21 protein-coding genes are annotated in these 18,295 nt (G+C 39.1%); all 21 read right to left on the reverse strand.

Features of this window, described 5'->3' with window-relative positions; translation table 11 throughout:
- Positions 1-11 precede the first annotated feature (11 nt).
- Positions 12-803, reverse strand: coding sequence for a phosphatidate cytidylyltransferase (locus WKH56_RS01490; protein WP_033579794.1), 792 nt, complete (start codon positions 801-803; stop codon positions 12-14).
- Between the two features lie 18 nt (positions 804-821).
- Positions 822-1,604 carry an isoprenyl transferase gene (locus tag WKH56_RS01495; RefSeq protein ID WP_028411408.1) on the reverse strand — a complete coding sequence of 261 codons (783 nt, stop codon included), beginning with the start codon at positions 1,602-1,604 and terminating at the stop codon, positions 822-824.
- 134 nt (positions 1,605-1,738) lie between these two features.
- Positions 1,739-2,296, reverse strand: coding sequence for a ribosome recycling factor (frr, locus tag WKH56_RS01500; RefSeq protein ID WP_013058847.1), 558 nt, complete (start codon positions 2,294-2,296; stop codon positions 1,739-1,741).
- 2 nt (positions 2,297-2,298) lie between these two features.
- Positions 2,299-3,021 (reverse strand): UMP kinase, encoded by a 723-nt coding sequence (pyrH, locus tag WKH56_RS01505; protein WP_028411409.1) that lies wholly within the window; start codon positions 3,019-3,021, stop codon positions 2,299-2,301.
- Positions 3,022-3,097: 76 nt separating this feature from the next.
- Complete coding sequence (tsf, locus tag WKH56_RS01510) at positions 3,098-3,979, reverse strand: translation elongation factor Ts (protein ID WP_013058849.1); 882 nt, start codon at positions 3,977-3,979, stop codon at positions 3,098-3,100.
- 107 nt (positions 3,980-4,086) lie between these two features.
- The gene (gene rpsB / locus WKH56_RS01515; RefSeq protein WP_013058850.1) at positions 4,087-4,806 is read right to left on the reverse strand and encodes a 30S ribosomal protein S2; all 720 of its coding nucleotides are present in this window, start codon (positions 4,804-4,806) and stop codon (positions 4,087-4,089) included.
- A gap of 158 nt (positions 4,807-4,964) precedes the next feature.
- Positions 4,965-5,492, reverse strand: a complete 528-nt coding sequence (locus WKH56_RS01520) for a hypothetical protein (protein ID WP_310884075.1) — start codon at positions 5,490-5,492, stop codon at positions 4,965-4,967.
- A gap of 15 nt (positions 5,493-5,507) precedes the next feature.
- Positions 5,508-6,269 (reverse strand): FliA/WhiG family RNA polymerase sigma factor, encoded by a 762-nt coding sequence (locus tag WKH56_RS01525; protein ID WP_025750299.1) that lies wholly within the window; start codon positions 6,267-6,269, stop codon positions 5,508-5,510.
- 56 nt (positions 6,270-6,325) lie between these two features.
- Complete coding sequence (locus WKH56_RS01530; protein ID WP_028411411.1) at positions 6,326-6,820, reverse strand: chemotaxis protein CheD; 495 nt, start codon at positions 6,818-6,820, stop codon at positions 6,326-6,328.
- Between the two features lie 50 nt (positions 6,821-6,870).
- A complete protein-coding gene (locus WKH56_RS01535) occupies positions 6,871-7,299 on the reverse strand; it encodes a chemotaxis protein CheW (RefSeq protein WP_014458457.1) in 429 nt (142 codons plus the stop codon).
- Positions 7,300-7,329: 30 nt separating this feature from the next.
- Positions 7,330-9,309, reverse strand: a complete 1,980-nt coding sequence (locus tag WKH56_RS01540; RefSeq protein ID WP_310884076.1) for a chemotaxis protein CheA — start codon at positions 9,307-9,309, stop codon at positions 7,330-7,332.
- A 14-nt stretch (positions 9,310-9,323) separates the two neighbouring features.
- Positions 9,324-10,367 carry a protein-glutamate methylesterase/protein-glutamine glutaminase gene (locus WKH56_RS01545; protein ID WP_310884077.1) on the reverse strand — a complete coding sequence of 348 codons (1,044 nt, stop codon included), beginning with the start codon at positions 10,365-10,367 and terminating at the stop codon, positions 9,324-9,326.
- Between the two features lie 9 nt (positions 10,368-10,376).
- Positions 10,377-11,246 (reverse strand): MinD/ParA family protein, encoded by an 870-nt coding sequence (locus WKH56_RS01550; protein ID WP_274862950.1) that lies wholly within the window; start codon positions 11,244-11,246, stop codon positions 10,377-10,379.
- On the reverse strand, positions 11,239-12,336 hold the full coding sequence (flhF, locus tag WKH56_RS01555; RefSeq protein WP_310884078.1) for a flagellar biosynthesis GTPase FlhF: 1,098 nt from the start codon (positions 12,334-12,336) through the stop codon (positions 11,239-11,241). The genes WKH56_RS01550 and flhF overlap by 8 nt, the downstream gene beginning before the upstream one ends.
- Positions 12,336-14,372, reverse strand: a complete 2,037-nt coding sequence (flhA, locus tag WKH56_RS01560; protein ID WP_033579790.1) for a flagellar biosynthesis protein FlhA — start codon at positions 14,370-14,372, stop codon at positions 12,336-12,338. Before flhA ends, flhF begins: the two co-directional genes overlap by 1 nt.
- 30 nt (positions 14,373-14,402) lie before the next feature.
- The gene (gene flhB / locus WKH56_RS01565) at positions 14,403-15,485 is read right to left on the reverse strand and encodes a flagellar biosynthesis protein FlhB (protein ID WP_310884079.1); all 1,083 of its coding nucleotides are present in this window, start codon (positions 15,483-15,485) and stop codon (positions 14,403-14,405) included.
- Between the two features lie 2 nt (positions 15,486-15,487).
- Positions 15,488-16,264, reverse strand: a complete 777-nt coding sequence (gene fliR / locus WKH56_RS01570) for a flagellar biosynthetic protein FliR (RefSeq protein WP_310884080.1) — start codon at positions 16,262-16,264, stop codon at positions 15,488-15,490.
- A gap of 2 nt (positions 16,265-16,266) precedes the next feature.
- Entirely contained in the window at positions 16,267-16,536 is a 270-nt protein-coding gene (fliQ, locus tag WKH56_RS01575; protein WP_033579787.1) for a flagellar biosynthesis protein FliQ, read from the reverse strand.
- Positions 16,537-16,546: 10 nt separating this feature from the next.
- Positions 16,547-17,215, reverse strand: coding sequence for a flagellar type III secretion system pore protein FliP (gene fliP, locus WKH56_RS01580; protein WP_028411420.1), 669 nt, complete (start codon positions 17,213-17,215; stop codon positions 16,547-16,549).
- Positions 17,208-17,849, reverse strand: a complete 642-nt coding sequence (locus WKH56_RS01585; protein ID WP_063248584.1) for a flagellar biosynthetic protein FliO — start codon at positions 17,847-17,849, stop codon at positions 17,208-17,210. Before WKH56_RS01585 ends, fliP begins: the two co-directional genes overlap by 8 nt.
- Positions 17,850-17,912: 63 nt before the next feature.
- On the reverse strand, positions 17,913-18,275 hold the full coding sequence (locus WKH56_RS01590) for a response regulator (protein WP_033579786.1): 363 nt from the start codon (positions 18,273-18,275) through the stop codon (positions 17,913-17,915).
- Between the last annotated feature and the right edge of the window lie 20 nt (positions 18,276-18,295).

Consider the following 18,295-nt stretch of genomic DNA (forward strand, 5'->3'; position numbering starts at 1 on the left):
AGACATCTTTTTTATAGAGATAATAAAAAAGCTAAAATTGGCATGATGAACATTAAACTGTCAAAACGGTCTAAAATCCCACCATGACCCGGTAAAATTTTCCCTGAATCTTTTACGCCATAGTGACGTTTGAACGCTGATTGTACAAGATCACCCATCTGTCCAAATAACGATACGATAATACCAATTACAAGTAGCTCAATCATAGTTTGATCAATATTTGCTAACAGCTTAAATACAATGGCTACTATAATAGCGCATACGACGCCACCAACAAAACCTTCAATTGTTTTATTGGGACTGATTTCCGGCCATAGCTTTCGTTTCCCCATTGCTCGTCCAATAAAATAAGCTCCGGAATCCGTCGCCCAAATAATAAGGAAAGCAAAGAACAAATAAGCTAACCCGAACTCTTGACGAACCTCGATAAAATAATGAAAGCCAAAGCCAACATATACTGTTGTTAATAAAATAAACCCAACGTCATCGAAGGTAAATTTATTTTTAACTACAACCGTGTACATTAATAAAAGAAGGACAGCAGCAAGCGCTACTTCTATCTTATGTTCACTTAAGAATTGAAATGCAACATCTCTTCCGTTTGGTAGTAAAAACACCCAAGTTAGTAATAAACTAATGATACTTGGAAAAGACATTGCTTTCAAATGTTTCATTTTTAAAAGCTCAATTACACCAACTGTTCCGATCACATACATGATAAGGGTAAAAGGTAACCCTCCAATTAAAACAATCGGCACAAATACCGCAAGTGCTACAATCGCGGTGATAATGCGCTGTTTCATCTTGTTTTCCACACCTTCTTATACACCACCAAAGCGGCGACCGCGCTTTTGAAACGCCTCGACTGCTTCGATTAAATGATTTTCTTTAAAATCTGGCCATAATACTTTTGTAAACCAAAACTCTGTGTACGCTAGCTGCCAAAGCATAAAGTTACTTAAGCGAAGCTCGCCACTTGTGCGAATAAGCAAATCCGGATCTGGAAGGCTTTTGCTCATTAAATAGGAAGAAAATAAATTTTCTGAAATAGAAGAGGAAGCCACTTTTCCCTGTTCTACATCTTCTGCCAATGACCGAATAGCGCCCACAATTTCGTGACGGCTACCGTAATTAAGCGCGAAGTTTAAAATCATCCCCGTGTTATGCTTTGTTTTTTCAATTGCCTTATCCACGGCTCGAATCGTATGGGCAGGGAGCTCACTTTTATCTCCCATAATACGAACTTGCACATTTTTTTCAATTAGCTCAGGCAAAAAGGTTGTTAAAAATTCCTCTGGCAGTTTCATCAAAAACTCAACTTCAGTTTTGGGGCGCTTCCAATTTTCAGTGGAAAATGCATATAAAGTTAATACTTTAACACCTAATTCATTGGCCAGTCTGGTCACATGACGTACTACTTTCATTCCTTCATGATGGCCCATCATGCGAGGAAGAGCTCGTTTTTGCGCCCAACGACCGTTCCCATCCATAATAATTGCAATATGTTCAGGAACAGGGTGCTGTTTCACTTGATCTTTTCGTTCTGACAAAGACAGTGTATTTAAATCTTGACTTTTCTTCCATGCTTGAAATTTTCTTAACATGCAAAGGTCCCCCGTTGTACGCTCTCACATAAACGTGTAGCTTATGTGAGTTTTTTCTTACTACACATTATTAACAAAAAAACCCCCTGTAAACAATAGAGGGTCTTTTACAATATATTTTACCTTGAAATGACTTAAACTGCCATAATTTCTTCTTCTTTATCTTTTGCCACTTTATCCACTTTTACGATATGGTCATCTGTTAGTTTTTGAATGTCATCACTGTAGCCGCGTAGATCGTCTTCAGTAATTTCACCTTTTTTCTCTAACTTTTTGAAATCATCGTTTGCATCACGGCGTACGTTACGAACCGCAACTTTTGCTTCTTCAGCATATTTTTTAACCATTTTCACTAACTCACGACGACGCTCTTCCGTTAAAGCAGGAATCGATAAACGGATAATAGTTCCATCGCTTGTAGGTGTCAATCCTAAATCAGATTTTAAAATAGCTTTTTCAACTTCACCAATTTGTGATTTGTCATAAGGCTGAATAACAAGCATACGAGCTTCCGGTACGCTTACTTGCGCCAATTGGTTAATCGGTGTTGGTGCACCGTAGTATTCTACCGTTACGCGGTCAAGAAGTGACGCGCTTGCACGTCCAGCGCGAATTGATGCTAGTTCGCGGCTAAATGATTGAATTGCTTTTTCCATTCTTTCTTTTGCGTTTTGCAACACTTGTTTTGGCATGTTTATTTCCCCTTTACAATTGTTCCAATGTTTTCGCCTGTAACGGCACGTTTAATATTGCCTTCTTCCGTAATTGAGAAAACAATTAGCGGAATATCGTTGTCCATACATAATGAAGAAGCTGTAGAATCCATAACAGCTAGTCCATCTTTTAAAACATCAATATATGTTAATGTTTCATATTTTACAGCATCAGGTACAAGCTTAGGATCTGCATTATAAACGCCATCTACGTTGTTTTTAGCCATTAAGATAACGTCAGCTTCGATTTCAGCTGCACGCAAAGCTGCTGTTGTATCTGTAGAGAAATAAGGGTTTCCTGTACCCGCAGCGAAAATAACAACGCGTTTTTTCTCAAGATGTCGAACAGCTTTTCTTCTAATATAAGGCTCTGCTACTTGTCTCATCTCGATAGAAGTCTGAACTCGTGTTTGCACACCAATGTTCTCTAAGCTATCTTGAAGAGCCAGCGAGTTCATCACTGTTGCTAGCATTCCCATATAATCAGCAGCTGCACGATCCATACCCATTTCACTACCAATTTTACCACGCCAAATGTTTCCACCACCAACGACTACAGCAATTTCCACACCTAATTCATAAACGGCTTTTACTTGTTCAGCAACAGATTTGATGATGGATGGGTTAATACCAAAACCATCTTCACCAGCTAATGCTTCTCCACTTAACTTTAATACGATACGATTATATTTTGCTTGACTCATGCTTACCTCCATCGTTAACGGTGAGATCTCTTTTGTAAAAAAGGGAACACACAGTGTTCCCTATACGGTCAAACCCTTACTTTTTAACTTGGTTCATTACTTCTTCAGCGAAGTTGTCTTGACGTTTCTCAATACCTTCTCCTACTTCAAAACGAACGAAGCTTTCAACAGTAGCGCCTTTGCTCTCAACGAACTGACGTACTTTTTGATCAGGATTTTTAACAAATGTTTGATCTAGTAAGCAAATATCTTCGAAGAATTTGCCAAGGCGACCTTCAACCATTTTTGCAACGATTTTTTCTGGTTTGCCTTCGTTTAATGCTTGTTGAGTCAATACTTCGCGCTCACGCTCAGTTTCTTCAGCAGAAACTTGGTCACGAGAGATGTATTTAGGGTTGATTGCAGCGATGTGCATAGCAACGTCTTTTGCAACAGCTTCTTCAGTTGTACCAGATAATACTGTTAACACACCGATACGTCCGCCAGCATGTAGGTAAGCACCGAATGCATCAGCATCAGTCTTTGTTGCTACAGCGAAACGACGTAGAGATAATTTTTCTCCGATTGTAGCGATTGCAGAGTTGATGTGTTCTTCAACAGTTGCACCGTTTTCCATTTTTTGAGTAGCAGCTTCAGCAGCGTCAGCTGGTTTGTTAGCTAAGATGTGAGCAGCTAATTCTTTTGTTAATTTTTGAAAACCTTCGTTTTTCGCAACGAAATCAGTTTCAGAGTTAACTTCTAAGATAACAGCTTCGTTACCTTGAGTTTCGATGTAAGTTAGACCTTCAGCAGCAATACGGTCTGATTTTTTAGCAGCTTTTGCAATACCTTTTTCACGTAAGAAATCGATTGCTTGCTCCATATCACCGTTAGTTTCAGTTAACGCTTTTTTACAATCCATCATACCAGCGCCTGTTTTTTCACGTAGTTCTTTTACCATTTGAGCAGTAATTGCCATAATGTGTAGCCTCCTTGTTTGGGTATGTAATTAATGTATATAAATGGGTTAAATCTTTTCAAAAAAAGGTGATAAAAGGCTATTCCCTCTTATCACCTTTCACGGAATTAAGCAGTAGTTGTTTCAGTTTCAACTGCTGTTTCTTCACCTTGTTTAGCTTCTAGAATAGCATCAGCAACTTTAGAAGTTAAAAGTTTAACAGCACGAATTGCATCATCGTTTGCAGGGATTACATAATCAATTTCGTCTGGATCACAGTTAGTGTCTACGATACCAACGATTGGAATGTGTAATTTTTTAGCTTCCGCTACTGCAATACGCTCTTTACGAGGGTCAATGATGAATAATGCATCTGGAAGTTGTTTCATATCTTTAATGCCGCCTAAGAATTTTTCAAGACGCTCTAACTCTTTTTTAAGTTGAACTACTTCTTTCTTAGGTAGTACTTCGAAAGTACCGTCTTCTTGCATTTTTTCGATATCTTTTAAACGTTTGATACGTTTTTGGATAGTTGAGAAGTTAGTTAATGTACCACCTAACCAACGTTGGTTAACAAAGTACATACCAGCGCGAGCTGCTTCTTCTTTAACAGAATCTTGAGCTTGTTTTTTCGTACCTACGAATAAAACAGTACCGCCGTCTGCAGCTAATTCTTTAACGAATTTGTACGCTTCTTCTACTTTCTTAACTGTTTTTTGAAGATCGATAATGTAGATGCCGTTACGCTCAGTGAAGATATATTTCTTCATTTTTGGGTTCCAACGGCGAGTTTGGTGACCGAAATGTACACCAGCTTCTAGTAATTGTTTCATTGAAATTACTGACATGTGTTTTTCCTCCTAATGGTTTTAAGTCTCCTCCGCTTATATCATCTTCAGCTGAAACTACAAAAAGTAGCACCATCAACCGAATCAACAAGCGTGTGTAATAACACCAAAAACTAATATAGCATACTCCTTTTTCACAAGCAAGCGTTTCATTAAGTTTATTGATGAAATTTCAATAATAATTCAATTTCAGTTTTCCCTCTGTGTAAATGTTTTGCAATTTCTTCAATTGTTAAACCTTTTCCCTTTAAATAAACGGAAAATTCTTTTATCTCTTCACCTGACAAATCTTGAATTTGGTCTGTAGTTAATTCATCAAAAGATGTGCTTATATGTTTCTGATTTTCTTCTATAGAGAGAAGTTCATGCAGCGACTGGGAAGGCTTACTTTTTAGATCCACCCTTTGAACAGGCACGTCTTCTTCATCTACCAAAGGTGATTTGGCGCTGCTTTCTTCCATTTCGGAAGAAAGCGAAGTTGAACGCTCACGAAGCTGCCGTAAAAACTGCTCGTTTTGTTCCTGAAATTCAGCGAGATATGAACTCATTGCAGCTTCCATTTTATTTATATTTTGCTGGTGCAAGCGTTCAATCCTTTTCACTTTGGTCACTTGCATATATAAAAGAATAATGCAAAACAGTGATAGACCATGAATTAAAAAACTAACTGTGAGTAAAAACCCCATCACTTTACCTCTTTGTTAAATTATTTTGCTTAAACTCGTACGCATTTTAAACAGCGCTTTCGAATGAATTTGAGAAATGCGTGAAGTGGATAGCCCTAACAGCTGCGCGATCTCTGTGAAAGTCAACTCCTCTTTATAAAATAATGAAACAACAAGCTGCTCCTTTTCATTTAGCTGCTCGATAACTTCAGCGAGCTCTTGATATCGTTCGTCGTTAATTAGCTCCTCTTCAGGAGAGAGCGTTTTTTCATCTTTAATCGTGTATTTTTGCTCTCCATCTTCATACTCTTTTGGCTGTTCTTCCATTGACAAAACGTTAGCTAAAAAGCCTTCATTCATTGTATGAACAACATCTGCTTCTGTCATGCCTACTTCTTTTGCAACCTCACTTGGTGCAACTCTGCGCAAGTATCTTTGTTCAAGTGCTTCTGTTGCTTGCTCAATTCTTTTCGTCTTTTCCCTTGCGCTTCTTGATAACCAATCTTCTTTACGAAGCCCGTCTATTATCGCCCCTCGAATTCGAAAAGACGCATATGTATCAAACTTTAAGTCTCTACCGTAATCAAACTTTTCCAAAGCATCGTAAAGGCCGATTAATCCTAAACTACGAAGCTCTTCTTTATGAATATTCTTCGGCAGCCCTACACTAATCCGCTGAACGTGATAGTTAACAAGCGGCATATACTTTTTAACAAGCATGTTTCCCGCATGGGAGTCTCTCGTCTCTATCCATTCCTGCCAAATTTTATGTTCTTCAACTTCTTGTATACTTTTCAAGGGTCTTTCAACTCCTTTTTATAGCGCTATTAAACGGTCAACGGTCAGAGCGCGCTTTATATCGTTTTTATCCCTTCATTAATCGTACGAACCTTTAAAATAGCCGTTTGAGGATCAAATTCAATTGTGCGTCCGTTGTGTCCTCCTGTAGCTTTTGCTGCAATTTCTACACTGTTTCTATGCAGTTCTCTCTCCACTGCTTGAACATTTCGAAGGCCAATTCGCATCACATCATTTCTTGGTTCAAATTGAAACATCTGTGCGCCCCCTGCTATTTTTGCTTTTAATAATCTTCTATGTGCACCTTGTTTAATCAACATATTTATCAAATCAAAAATGGCTGTATCTGCATATTTAGCTCTATTAAAAGGACATTTAGCCCCGCTTGAATCGGGAAGCATTACATGAGCGAGCCCAGCTACTGAGTGAACAGAGTCGTAAACGACAACTCCTACACATGACCCTAATCCAGCTGTTCGAAGCACTGCGGGTGCATGTGTAACATTCATCTCGGCAATTCCTACCTTAATCACTTGTTTATCATCTCTCATGATTCTTCAACTCCTACAAACTTCAGCGTGATATCCATTATTCGCTTGGCTCACTGGAGGTGGTCTTCTAAAGAGAGAACTTTAGGTAAATTTAGAAGAACAATTAAACGGCTATCTACTTTAACAACTCCGTTCAAGTATTCTACAGCTGTTCCTTCAACTGTTTCAGGCACTGAAGCAATCGTTTTTTCATCAATGTCTACTACATCATTTGCCGCATCCACAATCAAACCTGCTTCTACATCATTAAGACGAACCATAATAATACGTGTCAGCTCATGGTTAAGCTGTTCTTGTAAGTTAAAACGAGTGCGCAAATCAATAATCGGTGTAATAACACCGCGAAGATTAATAACACCTTTTACATATTCTTTTACTCCAGGAACGCGTGTTATGTGCTGAATCTTTTCAATCGATTGCACTTCTTCCACTGAAATTCCGTACTCCTCGTCCCCCAATTGAAACACAATAATTTTCATGCCTTTCTCCCTTTCTTTTTACAGCATTTGTTATTTGATCAAAGCGTTGCAATCAATGATAAGCGCTACTTGTCCATCGCCTAAAATCGTGGCTCCTGAAATAGCAAATACACCCGGCAGATAATGACCTAAAGATTTTAAAACGATTTCCTGCTGACCGATAAAAGAATCAACAATTAGCCCGGCGGTCTTTTCTCCTTTTTTCACAATAACGACGGAATAATGATCTCTTTGTATCGGGTTAGGCACAGTAAATAGTTCTTTTAAATCAATAAGAGGAATAATGGCTCCTCGAAAGTCAATAACCTTTTGACCATGTACATGCATGACCTCTTTCGGCTGAACAATAGCTGTTTCAATAATCGAAGAAAGCGGTAAGGCATAGCGCTCTTCACTCATTTGCACGAGTAAAGCAGAAATGATAGACAGAGTGAGCGGCAGTTGAATAGAAAAACGCGAACCGTATCCTTCGTTAGAATCGATCGTTACAGAACCCCCTAGCGATTCAATCGTGTTTTTCACGACATCTAGACCTACTCCTCGTCCGGAAACATCTGAAATTTGTTCAGCCGTCGAAAAGCCCGAAGCGAAAATGAGCTCGTACACTTGTTTATCCGTCAGCGTTTCAGCAGTTTTCCCATCGATAATTCCTCGATCTAACGCTTTTTGCAGTACCTTTTCACGATTGATGCCCGCCCCGTCATCTTCTAAATCAATAAAGACATGATTTCCGCTATGATAAGATTTAAGGCGAATCGTTCCCTTTTCATTCTTTCCATTCTTTAAGCGTGCTTGAGGCATTTCAATTCCGTGGTCAACGGCATTTCTTAATAAGTGAACAAGCGGATCTCCAATTTCATCAATGACGGTCCGGTCCAACTCTGTATCAGCTCCGACAATTTGAAGTTCAATTTGTTTCCCTAAATCTTTTGAAAGCTGTCTCACCATACGGGGAAACCGATTAAAAACGGTTTCTACAGGCACCATACGCATATTTAAAATAATCGTTTGCAAATCTCCAGAAATACGGGACATCCGCTCTACCGTTTCGTCTAATTCGCTATTATTCAATTCTTTTGATATTTGTTCTAACCTGCCTCTATCAATAACTAGTTCTTCAAACAAGTTCATGAGACTGTCCAAACGGTCAATATTGACTCGAATCGTCTTGTTATTTGAGAGCTGTCTTTTCTCTTCAACAGGCGATTTAGAAGGTGCTGACACAGTAACTTCCTGTATAGCTGCTGCTTCTTCTTGTGAAACAAGCTCCTGCATTTCTGTCTCCTTTTTTATGGGGACCGCAGCAATTTTCACGCTTTCTACTTCAGAGACCTCCATAATGCTCGCCTTCAGCTTTTCTTGCGATTCGCTTGTTACTAATATAACGATAAAAGATGATTCAAATTTTTCTTGTTCGATATCTTGAACAGTTGGCGCTGACTTAATGACGTCTCCCGCTTGCTCTAACACATCAAATACCATATATGCACGCGCAGCTTTTAACAGACAGGTGCGTTCGAGCTGTACGGTTATTTCAAACGCATTAAATCCTTGCCCTGCTGTTTGACTGAGCAGCGTTTGTACGAACTCATCATACTCAATAGAAGAAGCCGCATGCTCTGCTGCGGGTTCCTCTGCTACAATACGCTGCAGCTTTTGAACAAGCAATTTGACATCAAGCTGACCATCGCCCCCTTCAGAAATAGATTGAACCATTATTTCTAGCGCATCGACTGATTCAAACAAAGCATCAAGAACTTCCGTGTGAGCGTCGATTTGATGATTTCGAACGGCATCTAGCACGTTTTCCATTTTGTGAGTTAATTGTGCTAAATCATCAAATCCCATTGTTGCAGACATACCTTTTAACGTATGAGCAGACCGAAAAATTTCATTTACATAACCAAGATCATCGGTATTTTTTTCAAAACGCATTAGCTGGTCGTTAACGTTTTGAAGATGTTCCTTGCTTTCTTCAATAAACACTTCTAGATATTGATTCATATCCATCGTAACTTTCCCTCCTATTTCTGTGCGTAGCGAGAAATAAAGCTTCCAACGTTTCGCAGCGGTTCAATATAATCAACAAGCTTTGTAGAAACAGCTGATTTGGGCATCCCATAAATGACAGCTGTTTCTTTAGATTCAGCCAATATAAGCGCGTCTTTATTTTTCTTTAAATCAATAATGCCTTCCGTTCCATCCGCCCCCATTCCCGTCAACACAATAGCAAGTTTTTGATAACCTGAAATTTTACTAATCGACTGAAACAAACGATCCACTGAGGGGCGATGTCCCTTTACAGGTGAAGAAGTGTCTAAACAAATGCTGAGCTGTCCTTCTTTCTCTACAACCGTCATATGAAAACCTCCAGGCGCAATGTACGCACATCCTGAGCGCACGATTTCATTGTCTTGTGCTTCTTTCACTTCAATATCAGCTAGCTGATCTAGTCTAACCGCTAATGATTTTGTGAAATTTGGAGGCATATGCTGCACAATAAAAATAGGTGCGTTTATGTCTTTTGAAACAGTTGATAATACTTCTTGCAGCGCACGCGGTCCTCCAGTAGAAGTGCCAATACAAATCATTTTGTTCACTTTCGTCCCCATCGGGAGGTTATATACACTTCTGTTTTGCACGTGCTGATGGCTGCTTGAAGATATGTTGGCTTTACTAGCAAGCAATAGTTTAGAGATAAGCTCATCTTTCACTTTATGTAAGTCCAGCGAAATAGCTCCCGAAGGTTTAGCAACAAAATCAACTGCGCCGTACTGCATAGCGGTCAGCGTATTTTCAGCACCTTCTATTGTTGTACTCGATAACATGACAACAGGAAGGGGCTTCACACGCATAAGCTGCTTTAACATATCTAAGCCATTCATTTTAGGCATTTCGATATCAAGTGTCACAACGTCTGGCGACAGCTCGAGCGCTTTTTTCAACCCTTCTTCACCGTTACGTGCGGTACCCACAATGTGAAAACGACTGTCACATGCTAAAAAATCGCCGATTAGCTTTCGCATAAATGCAGAATCATCCACAATAAGCACCTTTATTTCATTCACTCTCATTTCCTACCTTTCAAGAAAAAATCGTTTGAGGCGCCGAATAAACATTCCCTCGTTTTTAGCCGTTATCCTATTGTCTTGAGGAATAAGAATATTCACCATTTCTATTAGTGATACACTTGCTTTAGATGCTGGGTTTTGAAGCAAAAAAGGCATTTGGCGATTGACCGCTTTCTGGACAGCTTGATCGTTTGGCACAATACCTAATAGAGAAGTAGATATGTTCAAAAACTGCTGAACAGCTCGGTTAAATCGTTCATACGTCTCATTTCCTTCTTTGTCAGAAAGCGTTTTGTTAATAATAAGACGAACCGGTGCTGATACAGAATAGGAAGCTGCTAGCTTAATAGCAGCGTAAGCATCTGTGATAGATGTAGGTTCGGGTGTTGTGACCACGATCATTTCATCTACAGCTTTTAAAAACTTAAGCACACTCTCTGACATGCCCGCTCCCATATCAAAAATCATGTAATCGTATTGATTTGTTAAAGAACTCAATTCTTGTATTAAATGAGCAAGGTCCGATGGAGACCATTCAAATACAGAGGAAATTCCCGTTCCACCAGCCACATAAGCTAAATCTTCAGGACCTTTTTTAATAATTTGCTGGATGGAAAGCTTTTTTTCTAGCAAATCAACCATCGTATAGGAAGCAGTTTGTCCAATCAAAATATCAATATTTCCCATTCCTATATCCATGTCAAAAAGAAGAACTCTTTGCTTTTGCTTCGTTAGCGCAAGAGATAAGTTTAATGATAGATTCGACTTTCCAACTCCTCCTTTTCCGCTTAACACGGCTATCGTTTTACAATTCCTTAAAGAGTTTTGATGTTTCTTTAACACTTTTTCTCTTAAAACTGCTGCTTGATCATTCACCTTTCCAATCTCCAAACACATCGTCGATAAACTCTTCTATTTTAAATGATGAAACATCTTCTGGTACATCCTGCCCGTTTGTTGTAAAAGCAGCTCGTTGGCCGTAACGATACAACATATTTAAAAGCGAGCCTTTGTGAGTTGTTTCATCTCGCTTCGTAAAAATCAGTTGATCAACAGGGAGACTAGCAAAACGTTCATATATAGCTTTCATATCTGATGCTTTTGACGTTAGTGCTAGAACAAGAAACGTTTGCAAATCTTCTTGAAACGTAATAATTTTCTTTAAATCATTTACATATTGCGGTTCTAAAAAGTTACGGCCTGCTGTGTCAATAAAAATCACATCGTATGCTTTTGTTTCCAGCAAAGCTTTTTTAAAATCTTCTCCGTTATAGCAAATCGTTAAAGGCGCATTTAAGATCGAAGCGTACGTCTTGAGTTGCTCAATCGCTGAAATTCTATAGGTGTCCGTTGTGATAAATGCTATTTTTTGATTTTGTTCTAGGACACACTTTGCAGCCAATTTAGCAAGAGTGGTTGTTTTACCGACACCTGTTGGCCCTACTACACTTACATATTTTTTGAAAGGACCGCTCCATTCACTTGCTTTAAACTGATTGGTAAACCAGTTTTTCGTCCACTTCATGAGTTGGTTTGAGTTAGGGCGATGTAAGTAGTAATACTCTAGCATAGGAGCCTCCAAGTTTTCTAAAATAGCTTCGTCTATTTCTTGCAAACGCAAATAAGCAAGCACATCTTCCACTACTTTTGGATATGAACCTGAAGAAACCTTTGGCATTTGACTCATTTGTGAGACAAGAGTATTTAACTCACTGAGCTGCTGCTTCATAAAAGATTGATTATTTTCCATACTGGGTTCTGGCGGCGCTGAGTTCTTCTTTACGCTCAGCTTTTCTACGGGATCGACAGCTGCCAATACTTCTATTTTCGCCTTAGTAAATAAGCCAAGAAAACCTCCTGTTCGAATTTGTTTCGAATGTAAAATAACCGCTTCCTCACCTAAATCTGAACGAATGGCTTTCATAGCTTGCGGCATAGATTCTACTACATATTTTTTTACTTTCATCAGATATCCACCACTCCAACACTTTGAACTTCAACATTTGCTTCTAACTCGTTATATGATAAAACCGCCATATGAGGAAAATACCGCTCAGTGATTTGACGCACGTACATCCTCACTGCAGGAGAACATAACACAATTGGAGACTGTTCTTGAAAAGAAAGTGTTTCTATTTGCTTAGCTATACTTTCCACAATAGCTTGTGAAACGTTAGGGTCTAGTGATAAATAGTTCCCATGTTCCGTTTGTTGAACAGCTTCCGCCATCGTTTTTTCAACTTTTCCTGAAAGGGTAAGAACTCGAAGCAGACCTTCTTGGACCGTATATTGACTGGTAATTTGCCTTGCAAGTCCTTGCCTGACATATTCAGTTAACAAATCGGTGTCTGACGTCATTTTTCCGTAGTCGGCCAGCACCTCAAAAATAATGGGTAAATTTCGAATTGAGACGCTCTCTTTTAAAAGTTTTGCCAGTACCCTTTGAATGTCTCCAACGGAAAGCGGATTAGGCGTTACTTCCTCAATTAAAATAGGATACGTTTCTTTTGTGTGATCAATTAGTTGCTTTGTCTCCTGCCTTCCAATCAGCTCATGCGCATACGATTTTATAACTTCTGTTATGTGCGTAGACACAACCGACGGTGGGTCCACAACGGTATACCCAAACATCTCAGCCTGCTCCTTCACCGACTCGCTAATCCATTTCGCAGGCATTTTAAAAGCTGGTTCTAACGTATCAATTCCTTCAATCAACTCATCATCCATTCCGGGACTGATTGCTAAGTAGTGATCGAGCAGCAGCTCCCCTTTCGCCACTTCATTGCCCTTTATTTTAAGACAGTATTCGTTGGGCTGAAGCTGAATGTTATCTCTGATACGAACAACTGGAATGACTAATCCTAGCTCAAGTGCCAGCTGGCGCCTAATCATAACAATTCGATCGAGTAAATCGCCTCCTTGATTCGTATCAGCAAGCGGAATTAATGCATACCCAAATTCAAATTCAATCGGATCAACGCTTAATAGATTGACAACACTCTCTGGACTTTTCATTTCATTGTCTTCTAGCTCTTCTTCAGTAGGGGCCATTTCTTCACGAACCGCCTGATTTTTAGCCTGAGACAAATAATAGCCTCCCACCCCTAATAAAATAGCAATAGGCATTGTAATGACATCATTAATTGGCGTGATTAAACCAAGAGCGGCAATTGTTCCTCCAGTTACATAAAGCATAACGGGAAAAGCAAACAGCTGCCGTGTAATATCTTCGCTCAAATTGCCTGTTGAAGCAGCTCTCGTGACAATAATTCCCGTCGCTGTTGAAATCATGAGGGCTGGAATTTGACTCACTAATCCATCGCCTACTGTTAACAAAGTAAACGTTTGGGATGCTTCAGTGATGGACATTCCCATTTGCAGCATGCCGATAATAATTCCAAACAAGATGTTAATAAGGGTAATGACAATCCCTGCAATGGCATCACCTTTGACAAATTTACTAGCTCCATCCATTGCTCCGTAAAAATCTGCTTCGCGCTGAATTTTTTCACGGCGGTCAATTGCTTGTTTTTCTGAAATCATACCTGCATTTAAATCTGCATCAATGCTCATTTGTTTCCCTGGCATCGCATCCAAGGTAAAACGTGCAGCTACTTCAGAAACACGCTCCGCTCCTTTTGTAATAACGAGAAACTGAATGATAATTAAAATAATAAAGACAACAAACCCCACTAACGGATTTCCACCAATCACGAAGTGGCCAAATGTTTCCACTACTCCGCCTGCTTCTCCTGTTCCTAAAATTGAACGGGTTGTCGATACGTTCAAACCTAATCGAAACAGCGTAAGAACCAGCAGCAAAGACGGAAACACCGATAGCTCTAAAGGTTCTTTCATATTCATGGAAACGAGCAGTACAAGCAGCGCAAGAGAAATGTTAATCATGATTAAAATACTTAATAACCATGAAGGCAACGGAATAACAAGCATAACGATAATGAGTACAACACCTATAACAACTGGCAGTTCTCTTGCAGACATTAATTTTTCTCTCCTTACAATAGCGTAACGTTACATTTTATTTTGAATGCGGTATACGTAAGCTAATATTTCAGCCACCGCTTTAAAAAACTCTTCTGGAACCGCATCCCCTACTTTGGTTTGATCAAAAAGCGCTCTTGCCAGCGGGCGGTTCTCTACCATGATAATTTCATGACTTTTGGCAATTCCTTTGATCTTTTGAGCAATAAAATCTACGCCGCTGGCTACAACATAGGGAGCATCCATTTTTTCTTCATCATATTTTAAAGCAATGGCATAATGAGTAGGGTTTGTAATGACGACATCTGCTTTTGGAACTTCTTGCATCATGCGAGACATTGCCATTTCACGCTGCTTTTGCTTTATTTTTGATTTGATTAGAGGATCTCCTTCAATGTTTTTATGCTCATCTTTGATATCTTGCTTTGACATTCGAATATTTTTCTCGAAATCAAACTTTTGGTACAAATAATCAAGCAGCGATAAAAATAAAAGCATAAGCGAAGCTGCAAGTCCCATTTGAAAAACAAGCTTAGACAGAACAACCAGCGAGTCCCCTATACTTTTTTGAGATAAATTTAATACATCTTCTATGTGAATCCATAAGATAAAAAACGTGACGGCTCCGATACACATAATTTTCAGCGTTGACTTGATTAGTTCTACCAGCGCTCTCATGGCAAAAATTCGTTTGGCTCCGCTAATAGGGTTAATCTTTTCTAACTTAGGCTGAAGGGACTCCGTGGAAAAAAGAATGCCAACCTGCATATAATTCGCTCCGAGCGCAGCAACAAAAGCTGCGAGCATGACAGGACCCCCTGCAAGAGCAATTGAAGGAAGAAGATGCTTAAACATCGCAAATACGCGCTCTGCCGTCACTTCCTCAAGCATATACGTTTGAAAAGCTTCTCTTAACAGCTTCATCATTTGCTGTAAAAATTGTTTGGCTCCAAACAAAAAATAAAGAAAAACCATTAAAAGAATGAGCGCAGTGGTAACGTCTTGACTTTTAGCTACCTGTCCTTTTTTTCGAGAGTCCTGCTTTTTTTTAGGTGTAGCTTTTTCCGTTTTTTCTCCTGCAAAAAATTGCAAATCAACTTTTACTAAAAACAAAGCTACACCCCTCCTAATATGCGGATCATCGCGCGCATCGCTTCTATCATTTGTTCAAATATGATTTGCATCATATAAAACATGCTCCCCATCACTACAATTAGTAAAATAAAAGCAACGATGATTTTCACCGGAAATCCAACTACGAAAATATTTAACTGCGGAACCGTTCTCGCGATGATGCCAAGCGCGATATCGACTAAAAATAATGAACCAACCAAAGGCAAAGACATTTGAACGGCTACTAAAAACATCGATGAAAAAACAGTTATGATGTGTGTAGCAAATGCTTGGCTTCCCACAGGGAAAGCTACTTTGTCTAATGGAATAATTAAATAACTATTATAAATGCCGTCTATTAATAAATGATGCCCATTGGTCGATAATAAAAATAGAAGAGCAAATACATATAAATATTGACCTAGTATTGGACTTTGCGCCCCTGTCTGCGGGTCTACTACACTGGCAATGGCAAACCCAACTTGAAAATCGATGAGACCTCCGGCGATTTGAATAGCCATAATAAATACATACGCAGTCAAACCAATAAACAACCCAACAGCACATTCTTTTACTACTAAAAGTACAAACTGTGCATCTAACGAAACGACGGGTAAATCAATCGTTGTCGCAATAATGACGGATAGCGAGGCAGACAAACCTACCTTATGAACTGCGGGAATCGTTTTGTATGAAAATAGCGGAACAGTGATGAAAAAAGACGTTACCCGCACTAGTACTAGTAAAAACGCGGGATAGGATAAGATCAACTGACTCATAGCTATCCTACGTACCGATACAGATTAGCAAAAATTTCATATGTAAATGAAATCATTTTCGATAACATCCACGGACCAAAAAATACAATCCCTACTAAGACCGCTACAATCTTAGGAACAAAAGCAAGAGTTTGCTCTTGAATTTGGGTAGTTGCTTGAAAAATACTAATAATGAGCCCAACTACAAGGGCCAGCAGTAATAGAGGACCAGATACAATTAAAATCGTATACACGCCTTTTTCTGCTAATGAAATGACAAATTCTCCATTCATTGTCTATCACCTATTGAAAACTTATTAATAATGATTTAACAACTAAATTCCAGCCGTCAACCAGTACAAATAGTAAAATTTTAAATGGGAGCGAAATCATAACGGGAGGAAGCATCATCATTCCCATAGACATCAGCACGCTTGCTATAATCATATCGATAATGAGAAAAGGAATAAAAATCATAAATCCAATTTGAAATGCCGTCTTTAGCTCACTGATCGCATAAGCTGGAACGAGCGCAGTTAAGGGAATATCTTGAACAGAGGATGGTTTATCTATATCCGCATATTCTAAAAAAAGAGCTAAATCTTTTTGTCTTGTATGAGCACTCATAAATTCTTTCATTGGTTCAGCTGCTTTTTTATAGGCTTGATTCAACGTGATTTTTTCTTTTAAAAGCGGCTGAAGCGCCTGTTCATTTACCTGAGAAAAAGTTGGTGCCATAATAAAAAATGTTAAAAACAGCGATAAACCAACTAATACTTGATTAGGAGGCATTTGCTGTGTCCCAAGCGACGTACGTACAAATGAAAGCACAATGACAATTCGTGTAAAGCAGGTCATCATGATTAAAATTCCAGGAGCTACTGAAAACACCGTCAGCAGCAACAAAAGCTGGACAGAAGTTGAAATATTTGTAGGACTGCTCGAGTTAAAGAGATTCATCACTTCATTCATCGTTCTTTTTGTTCCTTTCTAACTCTTTCAGTGCGTTTTGTCTTTTTATTTTCATCTCATTCATTTCTCGCTGAAAAAGCTGCTGAAAAGAATGACTAGATTTCTCTTCTTTTTTAGAAGTGAATTTTTCTAAAAAAGACGGTAGTACGACTTTATATTCGCCCTCGTTTTTCTGTTGTTCCTCATACTGCGTAAGCAGCTGCTGTTTCTCTTGCCCTGTAATTTCTGAAAGAAGCTGCACGTTTTCACCGACTCCAATAACAAAAAGCTGATTTCCAACTTTGACTACTTGTACAGACTTGCTGCTTCCAACATTTGTACCACCCAAGTTTTGTACGACTTTATTTTTTTGTAGCAGCCTTCCTTTTTTATTTACAAATTTTAAGAGCACAAAAAGCAGCCCAATTACAAGTAAAAACGCGAATATCATCTTCACGATATCTCCAGCTGAAAGCGCAGGCGTCGCCTGGAGTTCAGTTTTTTCTTTTGAATCAGTACTCTCACTCTCTGAACACTTCTCCGTTTTCTCCAAACATTCTTTTACCGATGCAGATCCACTTTCTGCATAGACGATTTGATTTGATTCTGCTAATACGCTTATTAACAGCGCAACAATTACGAACTTTCGCAGCAATGTCTGCCACCTCTTACTTCAACATAGTGTAAGATTAGCGGGAAAGTCCCGCCAATCTGTTGTTTATCCAATTGCTTTTGAAATTGCCTCTAATACACGATCTGCTTGAAACGGCTTAACGATAAAATCTTTTGCCCCTGCTTGAATGGCATCAATCACCATTGCCTGCTGTCCCATCGCTGAACACATGATCACCTTGGCATCACTTTTTATGTTTTTAATTTCTTTTAAGGCCGTAATTCCATCCATTTCAGGCATCGTAATATCCATTGTGACAAGATCTGGTGCATGCTCTTTAAATAACTCCACAGCCTGCTGGCCATCTGCCGCTTCCGCTACTACTTCATATCCATTTTTCGTTAAAATATCTTTAATCATCATGCGCATGAACGCAGCATCATCTACAATTAAAATTCGGTTTCCCATCTCTACTCCTCCTAAAAATC

The sequence above is a fragment of the Priestia sp. SB1 genome (assembly GCF_038898415.1).